The organism is Acinetobacter entericus (genome assembly GCF_026168575.1).
GTDB classification, from domain to species: Bacteria; Pseudomonadota; Gammaproteobacteria; order Pseudomonadales; family Moraxellaceae; genus Acinetobacter; species Acinetobacter bouvetii.
Map to the genome: position 1 here is coordinate 69,209 of NZ_JAPEQW010000008.1, position 26,659 is coordinate 95,867.

The window sequence follows — 26,659 nt, forward strand, 5'->3', positions numbered from 1 at the left end:
CATGTCAAATATATGTATTATCAGCGCAAATAGCCTAGAAAATGAAAATGCTTCACGAAATCGGGTTCTCAGTTTCGTAAATTCTTTTTTAGCTGAGGGCCATACGGTTAACCTAATTTCTATGGATCATGCTGAATACCAACTCATTCAGCACGATCATTTTACGCATCATAAGATTCCATTTATTGATACAAAAATACCGTCATTTATAAAGCGTGCTTTTCTAGAAATGAAAATAGCCTCATCTGCCTTAAACAAAGCAAATGAGCTGAATTGTGATGTCAATTTAATCACAATACCGTCTATGTTTTTACTTCACCTCAGCGGGCTGTTAACAGGAAGCAGTACAAAAATACTCGATATTCGTGATTTGAGCTGGGAATATTTAGATGAGAATTCTTTGGTCAATAGAGTCGCCAAAAGAATTTTCACTTATAGCGCATTGCTGAATTTCAAAAGATTCAATATCTTAAGTGTCACCAATGATCATGAATTTGAATATGTTTCTAAGCATATTCAAAGTACTCAAAAAATAGTTAAAGTGCCTAATGGGGTTGCGCAAAAAGTTTTTAATGAACTCTGCACTATTACTGAAAATGCAACAAATGTATTGACGGTCACCTATGTGGGTAATGTTGGCTTAGCACAGGATTTATCCACATTGATTGCAGTGAGCAAGCAATTGCCGCAGGTGGTATTTAATATTGTTGGCGGCGGTACGGATTTTGAAAGAGTGTCTGCATTCGCTGATCCTAAGCAAACAAATTTGAAGTTCTTAGGCCGTAAAAAATTTGATGAGCTCATCGAGATTTATAATCACAGCGATATTTTATATGCTCAGTTAACACCTGATTTTGCGAGTGCAATGCCTTCCAAGCTATATGAATATTTATCTACTGGCAAATATGTCATTTATGGCGGTGTTGGTGTGGCAAGCAATACGTTAAATAAATTTGAACATGTTTCGCTGGTGCAGCCTTGTGATATTGCAGTTTTAAAAACTGAAATTGAAAAGGTGATCGCTAGCCAAAGCTATAAGGGAATTTCTGTACAGAATAGAATGTTAATTGCATCACAATATATACGGGATATTACGGTGCAAAAATTGGTTTCTGAGATTTAATCCAAAATAGGAGCCATGCTGTTCATTTCCGCGTTATAATGGACATGCATTAATGTTTTTTCTTTTATATAAAAAAACTCAGATTCTTACTGAAAATTTATGAATCAGCCAGACTAAATCAGGTTATGTGAATGAAAAGGTTAATTGATTTTCTTATTGCTCTTACTGCGTTGGTTATTTTAAGCCCAATTTTTCTTATCGTTGTTTTTAAAGTGCGCAAAAACTTGGGTTCACCTGTATTTTTTTATCAGGAGCGCCCAGGGCAAGATGCCAAAATCTTTAAAATGATTAAATTCCGATCCATGCTGGATGCTGTAGATAAGCATGGAAATCCATTGCCTGATGGTGAGAGGATTACGCCGTTTGGGCATAAATTGCGGTCAACAAGCCTGGATGAAATGCCTCAGTTAATCAATGTGCTGAAAGGCGATATGAGCATTGTCGGCCCGCGCCCTCAGATGAAAGATTTTCTAGATCATTATACTGCAGAACAAATGCGCCGCCATGAAGTAAAACCCGGCATGACGGGGCTTGCACAAGTAAGCGGGCGCAATAATTTATCGTGGGAAGAAAAATTTGCTTTAGATGTGGCCTATGTTGAGAATCAGTCCATTTGGCTGGATTTTAAGATTATGTGTAAAACGGTCAAAGTCATGGTGGCTAAAGAAGGGATTAATGCGCCAGATCAAGAAGTGGGCGCCGCGCGTTTTTCTAATCAAGAAATGACAGAGACAGAGACAGACTCTAAATAGTATCATTGAATACTTTAATTTTTAATTCAGTAAAATTAGTATGATTAAAAAAGCGGTTCTCCCTGTTGCTGGTTTGGGAACGCGTTTTCTGCCTGCCAGCAAATCCATTCCCAAAGAAATGGTGACTGTTGTGGATCGCCCCGCCATTGATTATGTGGTGAAAGAGGCTGTTGCTGCAGGCATTGAGCAAATCATTTTGGTGACGCATTCATCAAAGGCCTCTATTGAAAATTATTTTGACCGTAATTTTGAATTGGAAGCTGCGTTGGCTGCCAAAAATAAATCCGAAATGCTGCACGAAATTGCCAATATGCTGCCGGCGCATGTCAGTGTGGTCAGCGTGCGCCAGCCGCAGCCATTAGGCTTGGGTCATGCTGTGCTATGCGCGAAAGAGATTGTCGGTGATGCGCCCTTTGCGGTGCTGCTGCCGGATGTTCTGGTGAAAAATAAAACGGCTGAGAGTGACCTTTTGCGGATGATTCAGCGTTTTGATGTGTCGCAGGCGGCGCAAATCATGGTGGAGGATGTTCCGGGAAATCTGGTTGATCAGTACGGCATTGTCGATGTGAGCGAGCCTCCTGCCGAAGGTCAAAGTGCCGTGATGCAGGGCATTATTGAAAAGCCCGCAGTCCATGCTGCGCCTTCAAATTTAGCAGTAGTTGGGCGTTATATTTTGCCTGCAAAAATTATGCAGCTGCTGGAACAGACGCCCAAAGGCGCAGGCAATGAAATCCAGTTGACCGATGCGATTGCCATCCTGCAGCAAAGCGAGGCCGTAGAAGCTTACCGGATGAGCGGCCAGACTTTTGATTGCGGCAGTAAAATAGGCTACTTGAAAGCAGTATTGCATTATGGGGCAGATCATCCACAATTGGGGGATGCTTTCAAAGCGCTGATGAAAGATATACCTCTATAACGCAAAAAAAGGAGTGGCGATGAAAATTGCCATATTGGGAAAAACGCTGTATGCCATGGTGATGGCGGCCCTGCTGGCGGAATGCGGTCATGAGGTTTACTGTGGCCAAGCTTTCGAAACAAATGCAGAGTCGCAATGCTTTCAATATGATGAAGCGGTTATCCGGCTCTTGCAGGCGCAGCATCAAAAAGGCTTTCTTCACTATTGCGATCTGGCAGGCCTCCCGATCGATATTGACATTTATCTGTTCAGTTTCAGTCCCAATGAAGAAGGTCAAGCAGTCGAAATTTTACAGCAGCTGCAAAAGCGGCCCATAATTCATCCCAAATTAATGTTGAACGCCTCAACGCTAGGGCTGCATGGAACGGAAAAATTGAAACGTTATATGCCGCAGGATGATTGGGTTTACATGCCTGATATTGTGCAGGAAGGCAATGCGATTCTCAGTTTAATGCAAGCCAAGCAGCTGGTGGTGGGCTGTGCGGATGAACGGGTGCAAAGTGTAGTTCGAGAGTTTTTGCGGCCTATTTTCCCAAGACAATACCAATATTTATTTATGCCGGTGCTGGATGCTGAGTTTACCAAGTTCAGCATATCAGGCATGCTGGCGACCCGCATCAGCTATATGAATGATATGGCGCTGGTGGCCGAAAAGCTGGGTATTGATATTGAGCATGTCCGCCAAGGCATGGCTGCAGATAGCCGCATCGGCGCTTCATATTTATATCCGGGCGCGGGGTTTGGCGGCGAAAATTTTTCTCACGATATCGTGACGCTGGCGCATACCGTGTCTACAACCGGCGTAAAAAGCCAGCTGCTGGCACAGGTTTGGGAAATTAATGAACAGCAAAAAGAAGTTTTATTTGCCAAATTGTGGAATTATTATCATGGTAATTTGACAGGCAAAACTGTGGCAATTTGGGGTGCTTCTTTTAAAGAAAATACAGCGCGGGTACAGCATTCTCCTATACATCCGATGCTAAATGCGCTTTGGGCACAGGGTGTAACGGTCAAACTGCATGACCCGCAGGCACTTGCAGAAATAGAAAAAATTTATGGTCACCGTTCAGATCTGATTTACTGCACAGATCAATATGATGCAGTACATGATGCGCATGCTTTATGCATATTAACCGCATGGAAACAGTATTTTAGTCCAAACTATTCATTTTTATTAAAGAACATGAGTCATCCGCTGATATTGGATGGCCGTAATATTTATAATCCAAGTTATGTGAAGGAACAGGGCTTCGCTTATATGGGAGTAGGGCGGTGATGGCGACTCAAGCTTATCCTTATCCAGTTGAAGATACTCAAACAGTTATTTCTGAGTTAAATGAATTAAAAAAAGTTTTTGAACTTAAGCATTTGACGGCCCTGTTTGCGGAAAATTCGGAACGTTTCGATGATTTTTCGGTTAATGCAGATCCGATTGTTTTTGATTTCAGCAAGCATCGGATTGACCAAAAGGTCTTAAAGACATTAGTGCGATGGGCGCATGCACAAGATTTAAAACCTTGGATTAAGCGGCTGTTTTCAACTCAAGAAGTCAATTGCACAGAAAATCGTTCTGCTATGCATTGGGCACTGCGCTTGCCAGAAAATGATCAAGGCCATCCTGCTATTGCTAAGCAAGTGCATGAGCAATTTCAGCGCATGTTCACTTTGGTTCGAAAAATTCATGATGGCCAATGCCGCGGCGCTACAGGCGAAGTGATTCAGGATGTCGTCAACATTGGCGTAGGCGGGTCTGATTTAGGTCCGCTCATGGTGACACATGCATTATCTGACTTTAAGCAGGCGACTCAGAAAAAGCTGAATATGCATTTTGTCTCGACCATCGATGGCAGTCAGCTCTCAGATATTTTGCATAAATTGCGGCCTGAAACTACTCTCTTTGTGATTTCTTCAAAATCTTTTGGAACCATTGATACATTGTCCAATGCGCAGACAGCACGCATTTGGCTGGAAAAAACTTTGGGTCAAGAACCGAAAGTTTTAAAACATCACTTTGTTGGCGTATCCACCAAGCCAGAAAAAATGACCGCTTGGGGCATTGCGCCAGAAAAGCAGTTTTTACTTTGGGATTGGGTCGGGGGCCGATATTCTCTGTGGTCATGTATTGGTTTTCCGGTTGCGTTAACTATTGGTGTAGACGGATTTAAGCAATTGCTGGCTGGCGCTTATGCCATGGATCAGCACTTTCAAACAGCTCCATTTGAAAAGAATATTCCAGTGCTGATGGGCCTGCTCGGTGCTTGGAATAATAATTTTCTAGATATTCAGACGCATGCTGTACTGCCTTATGATGGGCGCTTGAAATACTTTGCATCTTATTTGCAGCAGCTGGAAATGGAATCGAATGGCAAGTCAATTCAGCGCAGCGGTGAGCAGGTTGAATTGGACACGTGTCCCATTGTTTGGGGAGAGGTTGGACCCAATGCACAGCATGCGTTCTATCAGTTATTGCACCAAGGCACGCAGGCCGTCAGCAGTGATTTTATTGCGCCTGTACAGCGGTATAATGCCAATCAATTTACCTACGTAGACAATGCCGCAGCATTGATTGATCAGCATCATTTGGCTTTATCAAACTGTTTGGCACAGTCACGATTATTGGCCTTTGGCAACCAGGCTTTAGATCAGGCAGAATTATTAGATTTGCCTGAATATAAGCAATACGAAGGCAACCAGCCAAGCACTACGATTCTAATGCAGGAACTCAATCCATATAGTTTGGGTATGCTGATTGCAATCTATGAACATAAGGTTTTTGTACAATCTGTACTTTGGAATATTAATCCTTTCGATCAATGGGGTGTGGAAAAAGGCAAAGAAATCGCCAATCAGCTGCTGCCTATTTTGAATGGCGAACAGCATGATCTTTCAACGCTGGATGCTTCGACACAAGGCTTATTGAACATTTTATTGAGAAAATCGCATGGCTAAAATTTTAGTAACCGGCGGTGCAGGCTATATTGGCTCACATACCTGCGTAGAACTGTTAAATTCAGGCCATGAAGTGATTGTTCTGGATAATCTGTGCAATAGTTCCGAAGAGTCTTTAAATCGCGTGCAGCAGATTAGCGGAAAACCCTTAATGTTTGTGCAGGGCGATATTCGTGATGCGCAGGCTTTAGATCAGGTTTTTCAGCATCATCCGATTGATGCAGTGATTCATTTTGCCGGCCTAAAAGCGGTCGGCGAAAGTCAGCAAATTCCGCTGGCCTATTTTGATAATAATATTTCCGGCTCTATTCAGCTGGCGCAGGCCATGGAGCGTGCCGGGGTATTTAATTTAGTGTTCAGCTCATCGGCAACCGTTTATGATGAGGCGAATTCAGCGCCTTTAAATGAAACCATGCCGACTGGCATGCCAAGCAACAACTATGGCTATACCAAGCTGATGGTGGAACAGCTGTTGCAGAAATTAGCTGTGGCTGATGAACGCTGGTCAATTGCCTTGCTGCGCTATTTCAATCCAGTCGGCGCGCATAAAAGTGGCCGTATTGGTGAAGATCCGCAAGGCATTCCAAATAACCTGATGCCATATGTGACTCAAGTCGCGGTGGGCCGCCGTGAAAAACTGTCTATTTTCGGTAACGATTACGAGACTGCTGATGGCACAGGCGTACGTGATTATATTCATGTGGTCGATTTGGCGCGCGCTCATTTGTGCGCCTTGAATAATCGCCTGATGGCCAAAGGCTGCCGGGCCTGGAATATTGGTACAGGTCAAGGCTCATCTGTTCTCGATGTCGTGAAGACCTTTGAGCGGGTCAATCATGTGCCCGTTGCCTACAGTATTGAGCCTCGCCGTGAAGGAGATGTGGCGACTTCATTTGCAGACAATGCGCGCGCTGTGCAAGAGCTGGGCTGGAAGCCGCTATATGCTTTAGAAGATATGCTGGCGGACAGCTGGAATTGGCAAAAGCAGAATCCAGCGGGTTATCAAAATTGACTATTCCCAATAAAATGGGAGCAGAAGCTCCCATTTTATTCTTCACTCAAGATTAGCCCTGAATCAATCTGGTCAATTCATCCACATAGTCTTGCATTGGCTTCGGATTTTGATCCGTGCGGCTTTCAATATTCAAGCGCAATAATGGTTCGGTATTGGACGCGCGCACATTGAAACGCCAAGCGCCAAAATCAAGACTTACGCCGTCTGTGTGATCAATGGTGGGCTTTTGCGCAGCATAATAATCAAAAATCTTTTGGATGGTGAGCTGCGTATCGACCACTTTAAAGTTGATTTCACCCGAGCAAGGGAACTTTTCAATCATTCCTTCCACCAGTGAAGACAGTGTTTGCTGCGTTTCAGACAATACAGAGACGGCCAACAGCCAAGGAATCATTCCGCTGTCGCAATAGGCGAAATCACGGAAGTAATGATGGGCGCTCATTTCACCGCCATACACCGCATTATGTTCACGCATTTTTTCTTTGATGAAGGAATGGCCTGATTTGGATTGAATCGCTTCGCCGTGGTATTTTTCGACAATATTGAAAGTATTCCAGACCAAACGCGGGTCATGCACAATTTTTTCACCGGACTGCTTCAGCAGGAAGGCTTGAGCCAAGAGGCCAACAATATAATAGCCCTCAATGAATTGGCCCTTTTCATCAAACAGGAAGCAGCGGTCGAAGTCGCCATCCCAGGCAATACCCATGTCAGCGCCGTGCTGCAGTACCGCATGGCGGGTGCTTTCACGGTTTTCCACTAAGATTGGATTAGGGATGCCGTTTGGAAAAGTACCGTCTGCTTCATTATGAATTTTAATCAATTCAACAGGAATATTCAGCTGTTTAAATTTTGCTTCAATGGCATCAACCACATGGCCTGCTGCGCCGTTGCCGGCATTCATGACTAATTTCAGCGGGCGGATTTTTGCAGGGTCAATATAGGTCATCAAATGTTCAATGAACTCAGGCAAAATATTGTATTTGCCAGTTGCGCCTTTCGTCACAACATCAGCAAATTCGCCAGATTCTGCCAAAGCTTGAATCTCTTTCAGGCCAGTATCGGCACTGATGGGGCGGGCATTTTCACGCACCAGTTTCATGCCGTTATAGTCCATGGGATTGTGGCTGGCGGTGACTTCAATGCCGCCTTGAACATCCAAATGGAATGCGCCGAAATAGACTTCTTCCGTGCCCGTCATGCCAAGGTCAAGCACATTAACGCCCGCGTCATTTAAGCCTTTAATCGCCGCCTGTTTCAGATCTTCACTGCTTAATCGGATATCGCATCCGATCACGATGGTTTTGGGCTGATAAATCTGACCATAGGCGCGGCCAATGTTATAGGCAATCTCCTCATTGAGTTCAGTGCCGAGTTTGCCCCGAATATCATAAGCTTTGAAACAGGTCAGTTGGGTCATCATTGTTCTCATCTAATAGGCATAAAAAAGGCTGGAATAACCAGCCTTTTCAGTTTTATGGTCTGTACTTATTCTACAGTTACAGATTTGGCTAAGTTCCGAGGCTGATCTACATCAGTGCCGCGCAGGACGGCAACATGGTATGACAGCAATTGTACTGGAATACTGTAGACGATTGGAGCCAAAACAGCGCTGATATTCGGCACATGTACGACATGCTGGCGATCCTTGCCTTTAATGCCGCTGTTGACATCGGCAAAGACAAATAATTCACCGCCGCGCGCTTGAACTTCTTCCATATTGGATTTCAGCTTGTCCAGCATGTCATCTTGCGGCGCCAGAATCACCACCGGCATGTCATTGTCAACCAGCGCCAATGGGCCGTGCTTCAATTCGCCGGCAGCGTAGCCTTCTGCATGAATATAAGAAATTTCTTTCAGTTTCAGCGCGCCTTCCAGTGCAATCGGGAATTGCGTGCCGCGGCCTAAGAATAAGCAATGCTGTTTTTCTTTAAACAATTCAGACAGGCGCAGAATGGCTTCATTGTTTTGCAGGGTATCCAAAATCACTTTTGGTGTATGCCACAATTCAGCAGTAATGGCTGCAATTTCTTCAGCAGAGATGGTGTTTTTGACCTGGCCGATTTTCAGGATCAGCAGTATCAATGCCGCCAATTGAGTGGTAAAGGCTTTGGTTGATGCCACCCCAATTTCAGGGCCTGCCAGAGTCAGCAGGCTGTGGTTGGTTTCACGCACCATCGATGATGTTGCCACGTTGCAGATGGTCAGGGTTGAGATGCTTAGGCCTTTGGCCGCGGCGCGCTTTTGCGTGTCGCGGAGCGCCGCTAAAGTATCAGCGGTTTCACCAGATTGGGAAATGCAGATATACAGCGTGCTGCCGACAATTACAGGTGAGCGGTAACGGAATTCGCTGGCAATCTCAACTTGCGCAGGCACATCAATCAGCTGTTCAAACCAGTATTTGGCAATCATGCCGGCATGGTAGCTGGTGCCGCAGGCAATAATTTGCACTTGCTGAATTCTGCTGAAATCCGCTTCAGCATTTTTCAGGAAGTCCGCGCGCAGGCTGTTGCCGTTGAGGGCTTGAGAAATCGTTTGCTGAATCGCTTCCGGCTGTTCATAAATTTCTTTCAGCATGTAATGCTTGTATTCGCCTTTAGAAGCGTTGCTGACTGTTGCATCCAGTTCTTTCACTGGACGTTCAACACGCTTGCCGTCAGCAAAGACTTCAATGCTGGTGCGGGTTAAGCGGGCAATATCGCCTTCTTCCAGGTAGATAAAGCGGTTGGTGATCGGCAGCAGCGCCAGCTGGTCAGAACTGATGAAGTTTTCGCCAATGCCGACGCCAATGACCAGCGGTGAGCCTTCACGGACCGTAATCAATTCATTTGGATGGTCGGTATGCACAATACCCAGCGCATAAGCGCCTTTCAGCTGCGGCACCACTTGGCGCACAGCTTCCAGCAGGCTTGGGGTAGATTTCAGCGCATCATTGACTAAATGCGCAACCACTTCAGTATCTGTTTGTGAAGTGAAAACATAACCCAGCGCTTCAAGATCATCTTTGAGTTCTTGATAATTTTCGATGATGCCGTTGTGCACCACAGCCACATTGCCTGAAACATGCGGATGCGCATTGTTTTCAGTCGGTTTGCCGTGCGTTGCCCAGCGGGTATGCGCAATGCCGAGCGAACCTGCAATATGCGATTCATTCACGGCTTGTTCAAGATTTGCCACTTTCCCGACGCGGCGTTCGCGCAGTACATGACCGCCGTTAATCAGCGCAACACCCGCTGAATCATAGCCACGGTATTCAAGGCGCTTTAAGCCTTCAATTAAAATATTTGTAATGCTGCGTTCAGCAATGCCGCCGACAATACCACACATAGTAAAACCCTCTTATTTCTTAATCTTTTGCGGACGCGGATAATCTTCTTTGACAAATTGTTTAGAGCGTTCTACGGCTAAGCAGTTGTCAGCGACATCACGGGTAATGGTTGAACCGGCGCCAACGGTCGCGCCGTTGCCAATGGTCACAGGCGCAACCAGCGAGCTGTTGGAGCCAATAAAGGCGGCATCGCCGATAATGGTTTTGAATTTGTTGGCGCCGTCATAGTTGCAGGTGATGGTGCCTGCGCCAATGTTAGAGCCTGCGCCGACTTCGGCATCGCCTAAGTAGGTAAAGTGATTGGCTTTAGAGCCCAATCCAATGCTGGAATTTTTCACTTCAACAAAGTTGCCGATATGCACTTCATCCGCCAGTTTTGCCCCTGGGCGCAAGCGTGAGAAGGGGCCAATCTGAGTATTTTCACCCACAATGGCGCTGTCAAATACGCTGTACGGCTGCACTTTGGTGCCTGCGGCGATGGTGGTGTTTTTAATTACGCAGCCTGCGCCGATTTCAACGTTATCGCCAAATGCGCAGTCACCTTCAATAATGACATTGATATCGATGCGCACATCTTGGCCGACCGTCAGCTGGCCGCGCAAATCGAAGCGGCTTGGGTCAATGAGATGCACGCCTTGCTGCATCAGCAGTTTAGCTTGATGGGTTTGGAATTCACGTTCCAAAGCTGCCAGCTGTATACGGTCATTCACGCCTTCAACTTCAAAAGCGCGCTCGGGTTCTACTGAAGCCACTTCTAAGCCGTCTGCAATCGCCATTGCCACGATATCGGTCAGGTAGTATTCGCCTTGTGCATTGTCATTCGATAGCTTTGGCAGCCACTCATGCAATTTGGCATTGCTGACACAGTAAATCCCCGTATTGAACTCTTTAATTTTACGTTGTTCTTCAGACGCGTCTTTATGCTCCACAATGGCCTGAATTTTGCCGTTATCACGAACAATGCGGCCATAACCTGTTGCATCCGCGACAGTTAGAGTCACGAGGGCAATACCAGTATTTCGTGCGGCATCCAGCAGCTTTTGCAGGGTTTGCTGGCTAATGCAAGGCACATCGCCGGATAAAATCAAAGCTTGACCGTCTTTCGGCAGCACAGGCAGGGTGACTTTGACCGCATGGCCTGTGCCTAACTGTTCAGCCTGCTTCACCCACTGCACTTGTTCATGCGCAAACTCTTTTTGAACGAGATTCCCGCCATGTCCGTAAATTGTAATAATATTATCGGCTTGAAGTTTTTTCGCAGTCTCGATGACATGGCCAAGCAAAGGACGGCCAGCAAGCGGCTGAAGGACTTTTGGCAAGCCGGAACGCATGCGTGTTCCTTTACCTGCTGCGAGAATGATAACGCTAGTAGACATGTCAGATCCTAGGAGTATTTATCATATAGACGTGAAATAAAAATAAATGCAGATACAGAGCGCAGCCCAAATACCGGCAATGATATCATCCAGCATAATGCCGAAACCGCCGCCAACCTGACGGTCAATCACGCTGATCGGCCAAGGCTTCCAGACATCAAACAGTCTGAATAGGCCAAATCCGGTGAGTGCCCAAAACCAGCTCATTGAGCCCAGATAAATCAAAGGCAAGAAAGTAATGGACTGGCCGGCAAACTCATCCCATACAATCCGTCCATCATCGTGGACACCCATGACTTTGGCCGTTTGGCCGCAGATATAGATGCCAATGAGCGACATTAGAATAATCGCAATAATGGTGCCGGAAAAGCCAATTGCAAGCCAGAGCGGAATGAACAGTAAAGCAAATGCGGAACCGAAGGTGCCCGGCGCCTTGGGCGCTAGGCCAGAACCAAAGCCAACACCGCAAAACACGATGCAGCGTTCCCGCCAGCTCATTTGCTTGAAGTTGATTGCCGGTTTATGCAAAATGTTGATACCCATGAAATTGAATGGAACAATTTACGCCATTCTGTAAATAAGTTAATCCCAAATTTTGGGTAATTTGTCCAATAATTGTAAGATTTACATCTAATTTTTGCTGAATTAGCAGCTGATAGTTGTCCGAGCTTATTGTAAAGCATAATTCATAGTCATCGCCACCGGCTAAAGCCAGCTGCCATTTTTTTTCTTGTTCTAATTTTGCAACTTCAGGAGAGACGGGAAGGCTTTCCAAATGCACAATTGCGCCCGCATTTGAGGCATCCAAAATATGTCCTAGGTCTTGCGCCAGGCCGTCTGAGATATCAATCATGCTGGATGCCAGACCCTTCAGCTGCTGTCCAAGCTGGCAGCGCGGAGAGGGATAGTCCAGGCGCTTTTGCAGCGGATGGCCTAAATGCCGCAGGCCGTAAGCGGCATCACCAACCGTGCCGCTGACGCAGATGAAATCACCGGGCTGCGCGCCTGAACGGGTCACCGCTTTGCCTGATTCAATCCAGCCGAGCGCCGTCACGGTAATTGTCAGGTGGGGGCTTTGTGTTGTATCGCCGCCAATTAAACTTACGCCAAATTGATCGCAGCAATCGTATAAGCCCTGACTGAAGCCTTTGAGCCAGTCGTGATCAATTTGGGGTAAGCTCAATGCCAATAAGATGCTGTGCGGTTTCGCACCCATTGCGGCAATATCAGATAAATTGACGGCAACAGCTTTCCAGCCAATGGCATGCGGATGTGTATCGAGGGGAAAATGCCGGCCAGCAACCGAAGTATCGGCGCAAATGACCAATTGCTGATGCGGAGGAGGGGTAAGCAGGGCTGAGTCATCCCCGACGCCTAAATCGACAGAATTTGCATTCTTGCGGTTGAAATAGGTGTCGATAATTGAGAACTCAGCCATACGCGCAAATCAACTTAAATTATTGAGCTTGCTGCTTTTCTGCTGCACGTAGAGTCGTTGCTAAACGGTCCAATACACCATTGATGTATTTATGGCTGTCTGCGCCGCCAAAATGTTTAGCCAGTTCAATCGCTTCGTCTAAAACAACGCGATATGGAATTTCCAGATGCTCTTTCAATTCATAGGCGCCAAGACGGAGCGCCGCCCGTTCTACGCCGTCCAGCGCAGAAAGTTCGCGGTCCAGTACAGGAATTAAGAGCGCATCCAATGCTTCATGATTGGCAACCACTTGAGTCAACAATTCATGATAATAGCTTAGATCCACTTTGTGCATGGCATTTTCCACACGCGTGCGTGCTTCAATCTCATGGACTGGATTGTGGCTCATCTGCCATTCATAAATTCCTTGCACAGCAAAACGGCGTGCTTTGCGTTTTGCTGCATAAGTTGCTTGAAGTGTTTGCGACATAGCGTTAAATAGCCTTTAACAAGTTAACCATTTCAATAGCAGTCAAGGCAGCTTCGCCGCCCTTATTGCCTGCTTTTGTACCCGAGCGTTCAATCGCTTGTTCAATGCTGTCCGTAGTCAATACACCATTAATCACCGGCAGGCCCGTATTCAGGCCAACAACGCCTAAACCTTTCGCGCATTCGCCAGCAACGAAATCGAAGTGAGGCGTGCTGCCGCGGATCACTGCGCCGAGCGCAATCACGGCATCAAAACGTTCAGTTTCTGCTAATTTCTTAGCCACCACTGGAAGTTCCCACGCGCCTGGTGCATGAACAACAGTGATATTATCCTCTGATACGCCATGGCGTTTCAATGTATCAATTGCACCGTCCAGCAGATGTTCGACAACAAAGCTGTTAAAACGGCCAACCAGGATCGCGTAACGGCCTTCGCTCGCGAGATGTAACATACCTTCAATACGGCGAACTGCCATAGCAACCTCGATTATTTCTCTGATGTTTGGTTTGCGGTGATATATTCCACCACTTCTAAGTTAAAGCCTGACAGCGCATTAAAGCGTAAAGGTGAACTCAACAGCTTCATCTTTTCGACGCCTAAATCACGCAGAATTTGCGCGCCCACGCCAATGGTCTGGTACTGCTGAGACAGCGCGGCGCTAGATTTGGTCGGTTTTGGCGAACACAGGCTGTCTAGGGCTGGGCCCAAGTCCTGCAAATGGCGCTGGCCAATCCAGACTAAGACGCCGCGGTCGCTGTTGGCGATTTCTTTCAGCGCTTTATCTAAATTCCACGCGGGTTCGCCGTCTTGCTTGTTGATTTTCAGCAAGTCGCGTGCAGGGCTGAAGCCGTGTACACGGACTGTGGTGACACCCGCTTTAGGCTCACCTTTCACCAGCGCCAAATGAATATCCGGATTGCCGATTTCACGGTAGCGGAATAATTCAAAGGTGCCGTATTCGGTATCCAGTGTTTGCTGGTCAATACGTTCAACCGTCTGCTCATTGGTCATGCGGTAATGAATCAGATCCGCAATGGTGCCGATTTTCAGGCCGTGTTTTTCTGCAAACACTTCCAAGTCAGGTCGGCGCGCCATCGTGCCGTCTTCATTGATAATTTCACAAATCACCGATGCTGGCTCTAAACCTGCCAAGCGTGATAAGTCACAGCCGGCTTCGGTATGGCCTGCGCGGTGCAGTACGCCGCCCGGCTGCGCCATTAATGGGAAGATATGGCCCGGCTGGACGATATCTGCAGGTTTGGCATGCGCAGCAACCGCCGTTTGGATGGTATGCGCGCGTTCAGCAGGAGAAATGCCTGTCGAAATGCCTTTGGCTGCTTCAATAGACAGCGTAAAGTTTGTGCCGTGCTGCGCGCCATTGGCATCCACCATGAGCGGCAGTTTCAGCTGTTCGCAGCGTTCACGGCTGAGTGTTAAGCACACTAAACCGCGGGCATGGGTAATCATGAAGTTAATGTCTTCAGGGCGCACATGAGTCGCTGCGATGACTAAATCGCCTTCATTCTCACGGTCTTCATCATCCATGAGGATAACCATTTTGCCTGCACGAATATCTGCGACGAGCTCTTCAACTGTATTGAGCGGCATCAGCCTTCACCTTCTTCTTCGTCTTCTGTGAAGACACTAAACTTGTATGGATTGCTGCATAGTCTAACGTTTTTTTGCGTTCTTTGCCTATGCTTATCATTTTCCCTTTCAGGTTCATTGTTATACACAGTCCGAGCCGACTTTTAAAGTCGGCTTTATTTCAAAAGAATGCATATGTGTATAATCTTTAAGCGATTGAAAAGAATGAAAAATGACAAAGTTATATCGCAGGCGCATAAAGCGTCATTCAATTTGGCGGCGCGGCTTTAAAATATGCAAATTCTGCATTTTTTTATCAATTGATCCTGCATCACCGAAAAATCAGCCCTATTTAGGTCTGGATTTGCCGCCTTTATCCAGAGTCCGCTGTTAAAAATTCACGCATCATGGCTTTTGGGGACCTTAAGATCAGCAGATGGGCGAACAGATGCTGCCATATGCCGCACAGCGGGCCAGGCAGCATTCCTAAACGGCTGCTTGGCTGAATCATGCGCTATTGATCAGCGCCGATAAAACTTTTTTGCAGCTCAGCGGCAGCTTGATGCACCGCTTCATCGGCGGTTTTACTCCAAATCAAGCAAACTTTGGATGGCGCAGGCGCGGGATCAAGCGCAATCAGTTTGACGGCAGCAGGAAGCTGGCTGCGGAACTCTTCCGGCACAATGCAAATGCCGAGGCCAGCATCAACTAAATCAAGCTGGCAGGCCTTGCGTGAGCGAATAGATGATTTTTGCGGATAAAATCCATGATTGATACATAAATTTGCAGCTAAATAGCTTAATCCGCCGCGCTCCGCATGAGGTGTAGAGACAAATTGCCGTTGGCTTAATTCGGCAATACTGATGCAGTCTTTGTGTTGAAAAAAAGGATCATCCTGATGCACGGCAGCATAGAGCGGCTGCGCATACAGTTCGGCGCAGTGCACATCCTGCAAATTGCGGCGGGTTGGCGGACGAATCAAGCCAAGGTCAATCCGGCCATTCAGGACGGCTTCGATCTGCTGTTCGGAAGACAGGGTGCTGATTTCCACTTCGAGTGTGTATTTTTCACAGAGTTTATGCAGAGACTGAATTTTGATGCAATCCATCACGATGCTGCTGGAATGCGCCAGCTGCAGGCAGCGCCCGCGTCCATGGGCAATGCTGTTCGCGGCGTCGATGGAATGTTCAATGTTCAATAAATGCATTTTCAGCTTTTGATAAAAAGATTGGCCTGCCGCTGTCAGCTGAATTTTCTTGTCCGTGCGGTCAAATAAGCAGAATCCAATCTCTTCTTCCAGCATTTTAATCTGCCGGCTTAAGGCGGACTGGGCAATAAAAAGCTGTTCAGAAGCGGCGGTAAAACTGCCGTGCTCGACGATGGCAATGAAATATTGAAACTGTTTCAGGGTCTTCATATCTTGAAATGAGATAGGTTGTTATAAATTTGATATTAGATTAGATCGTTTATTTTGCCTATGTTGAAGACAGGATTTTTTTGGAAGTGTTCAGCATGCGTCGAATTGCAGCGGTTTGGCTGATTTTGTTTTTGCTGTGCTTAGGTGCGCAGCAATTTGATTGTTTTAAATTCGGCAGATTTTCAGAATCGGCCGATTTGAGTGAATAAAAAGTGAAAAAAGCGGACAGGCGTCCGCTTTTTCTTTGAGATGGATCAATGAACAGCTTAGAAGAAGCCCATTGCTTTGGTAGAGTAGCTTACCAGCAGGTTCTTGGTTTGCTGATAATGATCAAGCATCATTTTGTGGTTTTCACGGCCAATGCCTGATTTTTTATAGCCGCCAAAGGCTGCATGCGCAGGGTAGATGTGGTAGCAGTTGGTCCATACGCGGCCTGCTTGAATTGCGCGGCCAGCGCGGTAAGAGGTATGCGCTGAACGTGACCAAACCCCAGCGCCTAGACCGTAAATGGTGTCATTGGCAATTTTAATCGCATCATCAAAGTCTTTAAAGGTTGCGACTGAAAGCACAGGGCCGAAGATTTCTTCCTGGAAAATCTTCATGTCATTGGTGCCTTTGAAAATGGTCGGTTCAATATAGAAACCTGTGCCTACTTCATTGCGTGGATCGCCGCCGGTAATCAGCTGAGCGCCTTCATTTTTACCTGTGGCAATGCAGCCCAAGATTTTTTCTTGCTGTTCTTGAGATGCCTGCGCGCCAATCATTGTTTCGGTATCCAGCGGATGACCCGTCTTGATGCGTTTTACACGTTCTACCGCCATTTCCAAGAATTTATCTGCAATGCTTTCTTGCACTAAGGCACGAGAAGGGCAGGTACAGATTTCACCTTGGTTTAAGGCAAACATCGCAAAGCCTTCCAGCGCTTTATCCAGGAAATCATCATCCTGATCCATAATGTCTTCAAAGAAGATATTCGGTGATTTTCCGCCGAGTTCCAGCGTCACAGGAATAATATTTTCGGTGGCATATTGCATAATTTGCTGGCCAACAGCTGTAGAGCCGGTAAAGGCAATTTTCGCAATGCGCGGATTGGTCGCCAGCGGGCGGCCCACTTCGACACCGTAGCCATTGACAATATTCAGTACACCCGCCGGCAATAAATCCTGAATGAGCTCCACCAGAACCAGAATGCTGACTGGGGTCTGTTCAGCAGGCTTTAAGACAATGCAGTTGCCTGCGGCCAATGCCGGCGCCAATTTCCACGTCGCCATTAAAATAGGGAAGTTCCACGGAATGATTTGCCCAACCACGCCCAACGGCTCATGAAAATGATAGGCAATAGTGTCTTCATCAATTTCTGAAATGCCGCCTTCCTGCGCGCGGATACAGCCTGCAAAATAGCGGAAGTGGTCAATCGCTAAGGGAATGTCCGCCGCTAAGGTTTCACGGACAGGCTTGCCATTGTCCCAAGTTTCCGCCACAGCCAGCAGTTCTAGGTTTTGCTCCAGGCGGTCTGCAATTTTCAGCAGCAGATTCGAGCGTGTGGTGGGAGAGGCGCTATTCCACGATGCTTTGGCTGCATGGGCGGCATCCAGCGCCAATTCGATGTCAGCGGCAGAGGAGCGCGGAATTTGAGTGAATACTTTGCCATCGACAGGGGAGATGTTGCCGAAGTATTCTCCATTTACAGGCGGCACCCATTTGCCGCCAATAAAGTTTTCATATTGTGATTTAAATTGAACTTTTGAACCGGGTTGATTGGGATCGACGTAACGCATATGAAAATTCCTTTGCTTATTATGGTGTGCTTTATCTCAAAGCTTACTGCTTTGGTATAAGGTACTTTTGTACATTATTTAACTAGCATACCTAATATAAGGTTGGAAAAAGGTTGGTTGAATGACGGTTTACAACCTTTAGACAAATGGTTACAAGGATAGCAATTACAGGGATAGATGATCAGTCATAGCTTGAGAAGCTAAAGGATGACAGTGATGCAGAATTTAGTAGAAAAAAGGAAGCAAATAGAGAAATTTAGGCAAAGCAGCAGCCTATCGCCCATGCATGCTGAACTGCTGGGGCAAAGCATACACAGTTCCTGGCAGCGCTCCAGAACCGCCGAAATTCCTCAAGGCCGTTCGGCGGCGCCTATGCTGCCTGTGGCCAAGCAGGCGCCGAATGCGCTGCAGCAGGCTTTGACACACTGCGCTGAAGATTTAAAGCATATTGCGCAGCAGTCTTCGATGGTGGTGGCGGTTGGGGATGTCGGCAGCACCATTATATGGACAGCCTCCAGCCAGCAAATGCAGAGCGCAGCTGAAAGCGTGCATTTTATGGAGGGCGGGCAATGGAAAGAAGAACTGGTCGGCACCAATGCGCTGGCATTGTCTTTAAAAACCCAGCAATCCAGCTGCGTCTTTTCCAATGAACACTATATGGCGTCCATTCATGACTGGGTGTGCTATGCCGCGCCGATTATTGACCCTTATTCCAAGCAGATTCTGGGGGTGATTGATTTATCCACGACATGGAAAAATCACAATAGCTTAGGTTTGCTGGCTGCTGAGCGCTGCGCTTCGATTATTCAGTCTGCGCTGCAGGAGCAGTATAAGCAGCAGCTGTATATTCGGGCATTTTCGGCATCGCAAGTGCTGTTTAACGGCAAAGTGCTGGTCATGACTCCGCGGCAGATTGAAATTTTAACGATTTTGGCGCTGTGCCCACAGGGCATGACCTTAGATACTTTGCATCAGGCGCTCTATGGCGAGCGCAAGGTCAGCATCGGCACATTAAAAGCGGAAATGTCGCAGCTGCGCGATGTATTGGGCGGCATGCTGGGATCTCGGCCTTATCGGGTTTTAGCCAATGTTGAAGCGGATTTCCTGCTGGCGGAGCAGGCGCTGGACGCCGGCTATATCGAATCTGCGCTGAAGCTGTGTTCAGGGGTTTTCCTGGCGAAAACGGAAAGTCCATTTTTATGCGCTTGGCGGGACTGTTTAGAGTCGCGCCTCAGCGATGCGATTTTCAAGGCCAATGAAACCGATGTGCTGCTGCGCCATGTCGCGCGGTTTCCTGAAGCCATTGATGCGGTGGAGCGGCTGATTGAACTGATGCCCAAGCAGCATCCGATTCATCAAACGCTGCTGAAGCAGAAGCTCTACGGCAGCAGCTGATGGATGCGCTACAGGCCTTTATCGGCCAGCCATTGAAACAGCTGCTGATAAACGCTGTCGCGGACAGGCTTCCGGGACAGCACTAAATCATGCAGTCCATTCTGTATGCTTTGCACTGTGACATCTCCCTGAATTTTTTTGGCATATTTTTGAATATCCTTAACCCCTAAAATCACATCGCTGGTCTGGGCGTCTTTGCCCCATTTGCGCGGATTTTTAGTTTGATTCGAATGCATCACCAATACCGGCACATCAATTTTAACGCCTTGGTGGATCTCTTTTTGCGCTTCAAAAATAGCGCTGACAAAGCTTAAGCGCACCTTTGGATACGCCGTTTTTTTCCAGTCCAGGCTGAAGTCCCATTCGCCCTTTAAATCTTTATGCAGGCTGGCGGTATACCATTTATTCAGTTCGCTGGGGAACTGAAGGTCGGGAAAGATTTTGCCAATCCGGCTCAGGCCCGGCAGGCCTAATTTGCGCTTAATTGGGTTCATGTTGAAATCGTAAAAAGGGCTGTTGACCCACAGCGCTTTAATCAGCGGATGATTGGGATGATGCGCCGCATACAGTGTTGTGGTCAGGCCGCCGGTTGAGTGGCCGCACAGCAATACTGAATCGTGGCCTTCAGCGCCAATAATCTCTAAAGCTTGGGTGATTTCAGCATCATATTCTGCAATTTCGCGGATATTGTAATATTTTTGATGCGGTAAAATGGAGCGGCCGTATTTTCTTAAATCCAGCGCGTAAAAGTCAAAACCATGCTGATTGAACTGCTCCGCCATTTCAGTTTGAAAAAAATAGTCAATAAAGCCATGAATATACAGCACGGCTTTCGACGCGCTTTGCGGGGCTTTTTTGCGCACCAGGGTGGCAATGACTTTGCCTTCATAATCATCGGGGAAGTGCAGCGCGGCTTGTTCATAGCCTGCGCCGAGGATATCCGGCTGGTATGCGACAGGGAGTTGAGTTGCTGACATAATTTGCTCTGGTTGTTATTGTCATGAAGGTTCTTATCCTTGATGAAGTCCAAAATTTTGTCAACCGCAAACAAAAAAAGACAATTTAAGTGCACGGGCCAGACAGGATGAAGCAGCCCCGAATGAAACAGTATGGACATCTGTTTCATTCCACTTAAATTGTCAAAGCAAACAAAAGATTCAGCAGGGATTAGACGGCCGCTTTAAAATCCAGCACGGATGCATTTGATTTGAGCGCGGCTTTGAAGATGTCGACTACTTGAGCATGCGTCGCTTTACGCGGGTTGGTCAGCATGCAGGCATCTTTTTGCGCATTTTCAGACATAATGGCCAAATCCTGCTCTTTTACTCCCAGTTCTGAAAGGCTGGATGGAATGCCAATCGATGCGGATAATTCGCGAATTGCGTCAATGGCGGCATATGCAGCTTCAGTCACAGTTAAACCGTCAGTGTTCACCCCCATCAGTTCGGCAATGCGCGCATAGCGGTCAGGACAGGCAATCAGGTTGAATTCACAGACGTGCGGCAATAATACCGCGTTGCAGACCCCATGCGGCAGGTTGTAAAAACCGCCAAGCTGGTGGGCCATGGCATGCACATAGCCCAAAGATGCATTGTTGAAGGCCATGCCTGCTAAGTATTGCGCATAGCTCATGGCATCACGCGCTTCGAGGTTTTCACCATTGGCCACTGCCGGGCTGAGCCATTCGCTGATCATTGAAATCGCTTTTTCTGCGCAGGCATCGGTAATTGGCGTTGCCGCAGTTGAGACATAAGCTTCAACAGCATGGGTTAATGCATCCATACCTGTAGCTGCTGTTAATGCAGCAGGTTTGGCAACCATCAGTTTTGGATCGTCAATCGCAATCAGCGGGGTGCAGCGCCAGTCGACAATTGCCATTTTAACGTGTGTGTCGGTATTGGTAATGATGCAGAAGCGGGTCATTTCTGAAGCCGTGCCTGCTGTGGTGTTAATGGCAATCAGCGGGGTCATCGGCACCGTGCTTTTATCAATGCCTTCATAGTCACGGATGTGGCCGCCGCCAGCTGTGACTAAGCCAATGCCTTTAGCGCAGTCATGGGAAGAGCCGCCGCCCAGCGATACAATAAAATCACAGCCTTGTTCGTTATAAGCAGCAACACCGTTGTGGACATTGATGTCGGTCGGGTTCGGCTCTGCGCCTGGGAAGATGTGGCTGTCTACACCGGCTTCTTTTAAATAGCCCGCAATAATGTCGGCGACGCCAAATTTAAATAAACCGGCATCCGTCACAATCAGCGCTTTTTTCGCGCCCAGATTTTGCGCTTTGCCGCCGATTTCTTTGGCGCAGCCTGGGCCAAAGAGCGATACGCAAGGGATGTAAAAACCGTTCGTTTGATCTGCAATATTCTTAAAAGCCATGGTGCGATTCCTTCTACCATTCATTGTCGTCATTGTTATGGGTGATGCTCACCGTAAAATGAGTATTGAATAGCGGTTCTGAAAATTACACCTACCAAAGACCTACCAAAGATAAGGGATTGCTGGCGCGCTATCAGAATTTAATTTTAAGAATTTGATATTTATTTAATTTTTTATTTTTTAAAAAAGTTTAAGCGCGCTTTTCATGCCACTAAGGTCGATATAGCCCGAGTCGGTTAGAACACATCAGCCATGGCTTGAACTTTATAAAAGCATTTTGCTATGAAAAGCGGTTTCATCTTGTGCGGAAACTTAATATATTCATTAAACTCATCTCAAAGGATTTGCATGATGAATGAACATAGAAATTTGACGAACTTTCTTGATCTGGTTGCGCTGATGGGACATCCGCAATTTGATTCATCTTTATTGGCCTACCTTGCAGAGTGGGTGCAAGCGAAGCACTTTTCTATTTTGAGGGTGCAGGATCAGTCTCCAGCCCTATTGTTATGCGGCACATATAATGATCATCACAGCGTTCCTTTACGCTGCGGCCAGTCGTATGTACAGCGCTTTCATGCTTATGATGATTTATATCAAAATTTAGTGAATCAAGAGCTTCAGCAGCATCAAATACTGACTGGGCAGGTGTGTGCAAATGATATTGCTTTTTCGCCCTATCGGCGTGAAATTTACGAACAAAATAATTTAATTCAGCGCTTGTGCGGTTTTTATCGAGATGAAAATAATCATCCGATTTTATTTAATTTATACCGCCATAAAGAGCAGGGCTTTTATTCGGATCATGAAATTGCCAATTTTGAACAGATGATTCCTGCATTGTCTAAGCTGATGCAAGGTCATTTAGCATTACAAGCCCAACCTGATTTTAAAGTCCAGCTATTGAAAAGACAGCCTTTGCTGGCGCCGCAAGAAATTGAAGTCTGCGCTTTGGTATTAAAGGGAATGAGCTATGCCGGCATTGCGGTCACGATGGGGCTGAAAGAGTCGACGGTCAAAACCTACCGCAACCGCGCCTTTGATAAATTGGGGATTCATTTTAAAAACCAGCTGTTTGCAATGTTTATGCACGCTTAATTATGTTGAACGAGTCTTTCAGGCCATGAACGTCCTCTTTTTGGGGGACAAGGCTGCGTAAGGATGTTGTATATATTTCAGAACATATAGGGAATATATGGAATGGAAGCCTTCGCTATGGAACGTTCAGCATTCGAACTGCGTATTACTGACTTCAAGTCAGAAGCCAAAGATATTGTGGTGTTGGAACTGCAGCATCCAGAAAAAAAGCCATTAAGCCCTTTTACCGCAGGTTCACATTTGGAAGTGTATTTGCAAAACGGCTGTATCCGGCATTATTCATTGCTGAATTGTCCCAGTGAAACATATCGTTATGTAATTGCTGTTGGACTTGCGCCAAATGGGCGCGGCGGTTCACAAAATATTCATCAGGCTTTGCGTATGGGGGATTTGCTGAAAGTGAGTCCGCCACGAAATAATTTTAGTTTAGTCGATGCGTCTGAATATTGCTTTATTGCAGGCGGCATAGGCATTACGCCGATTTTGTCTATGATCCGCAGATGCATAGCGCAAGGGAAAAAATGGCGGTTATTTTACAGCGTACGCAATAAGCAGCGCGCTGGGTTTTATGAAGAACTGCAGCAGTTATCAGAAAGCAATATTCATTTTCATTTCAATGATGAGCATGAAGGGTGTCAGCTCGATATCAGCAAGGTGATTGCTTCATTGTCTCCAGAAGAACATCTCTATTGCTGCGGCCCTGAGGCCTTAATGCAAAGCGTGAAGTATGCTGCTCATCATCTCCCTGCGCAGCATGTGCATTTTGAATGGTTCAGTGCGCCAGCCTCAGTACCGGCAGCAACCGATACCGGAGGATTTCGGGTCAAATTAAAACGCTCTGGGCAAGAAATACAGGTGATGGCAGATCAATCGATCTTAGATGCCTTAGAGCAAGCAGGAATGGATTTGCCATTTTCATGCCGTGCGGGAATCTGCCGCACCTGTGAAGTCACGGTGTGTTCAGGAACGCCGGATCATCTAGACATGATTTTAAGTGATGAAGAAAAAGCCGCAAATACATCGATGCTGATTTGTGTATCTCGTGCCAAAAGCGCAATGATTGAGCTTGATCTTTGACTGTGAAATAGACATTCAAATCCAAAAATTAGGGAAATAACATGACGATTCCAGTAGTTAATATTATTGAAGCTTGCCGTAAAGCCAGCGATAAAATGGCCAATAAAGATACGCCATTAATTTTAAATGAATGGTATGTCGCTGCATTTAAGGATGAAGTCGGCCGTGAACTCTTAGCGCGGAAGATTCTAAATAAGCGTGTGGTGATGTACCGTACTTTGGACGGGGCGCCAGTTGCATTGGAAGACCGCTGCGCGCACCGGTCATTTCCACTGTCTAAAAGTCATTTAGAAGGTGACAATATTATTTGCGGCTATCATGGCTTTAAATATAACTACACGGGTGACCTTGTTGAAATTCCGTCACAAAGCAAATGCCCGCATGGGATTGGCATTAAAAACTATAAACTGGCAGAAACTGGACCACTGGTTTGGATTTGGCTGGGTGATCAAAGTCTTGCAGATGAATCGAAGATTCCACATTTGCCTTGGTTAGAGAACTCAAATTGGGCATGTACATCTGGCTATTTTTTCCATCCAGGAAATTATGTCAGCATGCATGAAAACCTTATGGATTTAACCCATTTAACCTTTTTGCATGCTGCTACAATTGGCACGCCAGACTATGCCAGCGCGCCGTATAAGACCGAATTAAAGGATGGGCATTACAAACTCATTCGTGAGGTTGTACCCACGACTTTATCGCCAGTTTGGGGGCAAACAACAGGCTTGGCAGGAAAAGATACCGCTGCGCGTATTGCAACATCAGAATTTTTGTCTCCAGGCTTACATCAGGTCAGTGTGAAATTTTATGATTCGGCGCTGGATGAAGAAACACGTGAAAATTATAAAATTCATACCGCGCATATTTTGACCCCAGAAACCAACAATACCATGCATTATTTTATTGTTCACGGCCGTGATTTTGCCTTAAATGATGAACACATAGAAAGTTTTATGCATGAGCAATTATTTGCAGCCTTTCAAGAAGATGTTGAGGGTTTAGGCGCATTGGAAGCGATTTTAGATGACCAGGATGAGCATCATTTTGAAATTTCTGTAGCCAGTGACTCACCCGCAGTTGCAACACGCATTTATTTAAAAAAGCGTGCTGAACAAGAGAAAGGCTAAATTAGAATTAAGTTGAAGGCGTATTTTAATTAAATTGAAGGCGTATTTTAATTAAATTGAAATACGCCTTTAGTCGGGGTATGATTTTAAAAAAATAATTAATATATTAATTAAATGTGTAAATGGACTTCACCTAGGAAAATGGAAAATGATGATGAGATTAAAAAAAATCAAGCTTCTGAGTTTAGCGCTATTAAGCATAGGGCTTTCTCAAAATGTGCTTGCAGAAGATCATTGGAAGCTTTTTTTGAAAAATGCATATATTGATCGTGATTTTGATAATGATGCAGTTAAAGATACCGGCAGTTGGTCACAAGCCATTTCATTATTTTATGATTCAAAATTTCAAGATACGCCAATCGATCAGCTGCAAATTGGTTTGGACGCAAATGTGCAATCTGCAGTGCGTTTGAGCAATGATAAGCATGCCGCTGATTCTGTACTGCCATTCGATGCGGAGAGCCAAAAGCAGGCCTCTGACTATGCTAAATTTGGGGGCGCAGTCAAACTCAAATATAAAGATAATGTGCTGAAGGCCGGTGAGATTTGGTCTGACTCACCTGTTGCAAATATTGATGCGAGCCGCCAGTTGGTTGGTACGTATTTGGGGGGGACTCTAAGCAGTACCATCAATGATCATTTGAGTCTTGAACTGGGTATGCTCAGCAAATATTCAGCACGCAATGATGATCAGTTCAGAAAGCTATCCTATACCCAAAATGGCAATAAAATTCAGTCAGATGGAATGAGTTATGTTGACTTTAAATATCGCGTCAATGACCAGTTGAAAGCAGCGTACTCATTTGCGCATTTAGAAAATATTTTCAATAAACACTATGTGGGTTTGGAGCATAACTATGCTTTGAATGCGGATACCCAGCTCAATTCTAAAGTGCGTTATTTTAATGTGCAAGACACCGGCTCAATTGCAGCTATTGACAGCCAAAATATTGGTGTGATTGAAACCGTAAAATATAAAAATCATACCGTGGCTGCCGGCGTGCAAAAAATAGTGGGAGATGCATTCCCTACGCTGGATGGCTATATTCCTGAGCTATACTTTGTGAACTGGAATGTCACAGGGTTTTTCAAAAAGAATGAACAAACGTATCATTTCATCTATGGCTATAATTTTAAAGATTATGTGCCGGGCTTAAATGCCTTAGTGAAATATTCATATGGCGAAAAAATTAAGCTTGCGGATGGTATGGAAAATAGCGAATCAGAGTTAAACCTCATAGGTGCCTATAATTTTCAGCATGATTATTTGAAAGGTGTGGGTTTGCAATATTTATTTGCAAAATATGACACTAAATATGGCAATGATTTTGATGAAAACCGTTTTTTTGTCACTTATACAAAGAAATTTTAATCACTAAATCAAATGAGTATGATGCGAAATTAATGGTTTAAATTTTTTTTACCATTTAGT

The 26,659-nt window shown here is 45.9% G+C and carries 23 protein-coding genes; 11 read left to right on the plus strand and 12 right to left on the minus strand.

Going from position 1 to position 26,659, the window contains the following annotated elements:
• Window position 1: 1 nt before the first annotated feature.
• From OKC24_RS08080 to galE, 6 genes are all read left to right on the plus strand, one after another.
• Window positions 2–1,123: a glycosyltransferase gene (locus OKC24_RS08080; protein ID WP_265464961.1), complete on the plus strand. Its 1,122-nt coding sequence runs from the start codon at window positions 2–4 to the stop codon at window positions 1,121–1,123.
• Window positions 1,124–1,254: 131 nt separating this feature from the next.
• Window positions 1,255–1,875, plus strand: coding sequence for a sugar transferase (locus OKC24_RS08085; RefSeq protein WP_265464962.1), 621 nt, complete (start codon window positions 1,255–1,257; stop codon window positions 1,873–1,875).
• Between the two features lie 40 nt (window positions 1,876–1,915).
• Entirely contained in the window at window positions 1,916–2,791 is an 876-nt protein-coding gene (gene galU, locus OKC24_RS08090) for a UTP--glucose-1-phosphate uridylyltransferase GalU (RefSeq protein ID WP_265464963.1), read from the plus strand.
• Between the two features lie 19 nt (window positions 2,792–2,810).
• A complete protein-coding gene (locus OKC24_RS08095) occupies window positions 2,811–4,067 on the plus strand; it encodes a UDP binding domain-containing protein (protein ID WP_265464964.1) in 1,257 nt (418 codons plus the stop codon).
• A complete protein-coding gene (pgi, locus tag OKC24_RS08100; protein WP_130145435.1) occupies window positions 4,067–5,740 on the plus strand; it encodes a glucose-6-phosphate isomerase in 1,674 nt (557 codons plus the stop codon). Before OKC24_RS08095 ends, pgi begins: the two co-directional genes overlap by 1 nt.
• Window positions 5,733–6,752 carry a UDP-glucose 4-epimerase GalE gene (gene galE / locus OKC24_RS08105; RefSeq protein WP_131276629.1) on the plus strand — a complete coding sequence of 340 codons (1,020 nt, stop codon included), beginning with the start codon at window positions 5,733–5,735 and terminating at the stop codon, window positions 6,750–6,752. The genes pgi and galE overlap by 8 nt, the downstream gene beginning before the upstream one ends.
• 52 nt (window positions 6,753–6,804) lie before the next feature.
• Here the strand turns inward: galE and OKC24_RS08110 are convergent, their stop codons facing one another.
• The 10 genes from OKC24_RS08110 to exaC form a co-directional block, all read right to left on the minus strand.
• Entirely contained in the window at window positions 6,805–8,175 is a 1,371-nt protein-coding gene (locus OKC24_RS08110; protein ID WP_131276627.1) for a phosphohexomutase domain-containing protein, read from the minus strand.
• Window positions 8,176–8,243: 68 nt separating this feature from the next.
• The gene (gene glmS, locus OKC24_RS08115; protein WP_131276625.1) at window positions 8,244–10,082 is read right to left on the minus strand and encodes a glutamine--fructose-6-phosphate transaminase (isomerizing); all 1,839 of its coding nucleotides are present in this window, start codon (window positions 10,080–10,082) and stop codon (window positions 8,244–8,246) included.
• 12 nt (window positions 10,083–10,094) lie between these two features.
• Window positions 10,095–11,459 (minus strand): bifunctional UDP-N-acetylglucosamine diphosphorylase/glucosamine-1-phosphate N-acetyltransferase GlmU, encoded by a 1,365-nt coding sequence (gene glmU, locus OKC24_RS08120; RefSeq protein ID WP_131276623.1) that lies wholly within the window; start codon window positions 11,457–11,459, stop codon window positions 10,095–10,097.
• A 21-nt stretch (window positions 11,460–11,480) separates the two neighbouring features.
• Entirely contained in the window at window positions 11,481–12,002 is a 522-nt protein-coding gene (locus OKC24_RS08125; protein WP_131276621.1) for a phosphatidylglycerophosphatase A family protein, read from the minus strand.
• Complete coding sequence (gene thiL, locus OKC24_RS08130; RefSeq protein WP_131276619.1) at window positions 11,980–12,897, minus strand: thiamine-phosphate kinase; 918 nt, start codon at window positions 12,895–12,897, stop codon at window positions 11,980–11,982. Before thiL ends, OKC24_RS08125 begins: the two co-directional genes overlap by 23 nt.
• Before the next feature lie 19 nt (window positions 12,898–12,916).
• On the minus strand, window positions 12,917–13,366 hold the full coding sequence (gene nusB / locus OKC24_RS08135) for a transcription antitermination factor NusB (protein WP_005012209.1): 450 nt from the start codon (window positions 13,364–13,366) through the stop codon (window positions 12,917–12,919).
• Between the two features lie 4 nt (window positions 13,367–13,370).
• Entirely contained in the window at window positions 13,371–13,841 is a 471-nt protein-coding gene (gene ribH, locus OKC24_RS08140) for a 6,7-dimethyl-8-ribityllumazine synthase (RefSeq protein WP_005012203.1), read from the minus strand.
• 11 nt (window positions 13,842–13,852) lie between these two features.
• The gene (gene ribBA / locus OKC24_RS08145; RefSeq protein ID WP_005012202.1) at window positions 13,853–14,974 is read right to left on the minus strand and encodes a bifunctional 3,4-dihydroxy-2-butanone-4-phosphate synthase/GTP cyclohydrolase II; all 1,122 of its coding nucleotides are present in this window, start codon (window positions 14,972–14,974) and stop codon (window positions 13,853–13,855) included.
• Window positions 14,975–15,467: 493 nt separating this feature from the next.
• Window positions 15,468–16,370, minus strand: coding sequence for a LysR family transcriptional regulator (locus OKC24_RS08150; RefSeq protein WP_131276617.1), 903 nt, complete (start codon window positions 16,368–16,370; stop codon window positions 15,468–15,470).
• A gap of 266 nt (window positions 16,371–16,636) precedes the next feature.
• Window positions 16,637–18,148: an acetaldehyde dehydrogenase ExaC gene (gene exaC, locus OKC24_RS08155; protein WP_130145452.1), complete on the minus strand. Its 1,512-nt coding sequence runs from the start codon at window positions 18,146–18,148 to the stop codon at window positions 16,637–16,639.
• A 207-nt stretch (window positions 18,149–18,355) separates the two neighbouring features.
• On the opposite strand from exaC, the gene OKC24_RS08160 reads away from it, so the two are divergent.
• A complete protein-coding gene (locus OKC24_RS08160; RefSeq protein ID WP_130145454.1) occupies window positions 18,356–19,543 on the plus strand; it encodes a sigma-54-dependent transcriptional regulator family protein in 1,188 nt (395 codons plus the stop codon).
• 8 nt (window positions 19,544–19,551) lie between these two features.
• On the opposite strand, the gene OKC24_RS08165 is transcribed toward OKC24_RS08160, so the two are convergent.
• Together OKC24_RS08165 and mdh are read right to left on the minus strand one after the other, a co-directional pair.
• Complete coding sequence (locus tag OKC24_RS08165; protein ID WP_131276615.1) at window positions 19,552–20,520, minus strand: alpha/beta hydrolase; 969 nt, start codon at window positions 20,518–20,520, stop codon at window positions 19,552–19,554.
• A gap of 190 nt (window positions 20,521–20,710) precedes the next feature.
• Entirely contained in the window at window positions 20,711–21,922 is a 1,212-nt protein-coding gene (mdh, locus tag OKC24_RS08170; protein ID WP_130145458.1) for an iron-dependent methanol dehydrogenase, read from the minus strand.
• Between the two features lie 348 nt (window positions 21,923–22,270).
• Here mdh and OKC24_RS08175 point away from each other — a divergent pair, with 348 nt between their 5' ends.
• The 4 genes from OKC24_RS08175 (at window position 22,271) to OKC24_RS08195 (ending at window position 26,599) form a co-directional block, all read left to right on the plus strand.
• Window positions 22,271–23,020, plus strand: a complete 750-nt coding sequence (locus tag OKC24_RS08175; RefSeq protein ID WP_131276613.1) for a helix-turn-helix domain-containing protein — start codon at window positions 22,271–22,273, stop codon at window positions 23,018–23,020.
• Window positions 23,021–23,122: 102 nt separating this feature from the next.
• Window positions 23,123–24,097, plus strand: a complete 975-nt coding sequence (locus tag OKC24_RS20025; RefSeq protein ID WP_131276611.1) for a PDR/VanB family oxidoreductase — start codon at window positions 23,123–23,125, stop codon at window positions 24,095–24,097.
• A 41-nt stretch (window positions 24,098–24,138) separates the two neighbouring features.
• Window positions 24,139–25,227 (plus strand): Rieske 2Fe-2S domain-containing protein, encoded by a 1,089-nt coding sequence (locus tag OKC24_RS08190; protein ID WP_130145462.1) that lies wholly within the window; start codon window positions 24,139–24,141, stop codon window positions 25,225–25,227.
• Window positions 25,228–25,375: 148 nt separating this feature from the next.
• Window positions 25,376–26,599: an OprD family outer membrane porin gene (locus OKC24_RS08195; protein ID WP_131276609.1), complete on the plus strand. Its 1,224-nt coding sequence runs from the start codon at window positions 25,376–25,378 to the stop codon at window positions 26,597–26,599.
• The last annotated feature ends 60 nt before the right edge of the window (window positions 26,600–26,659 follow it).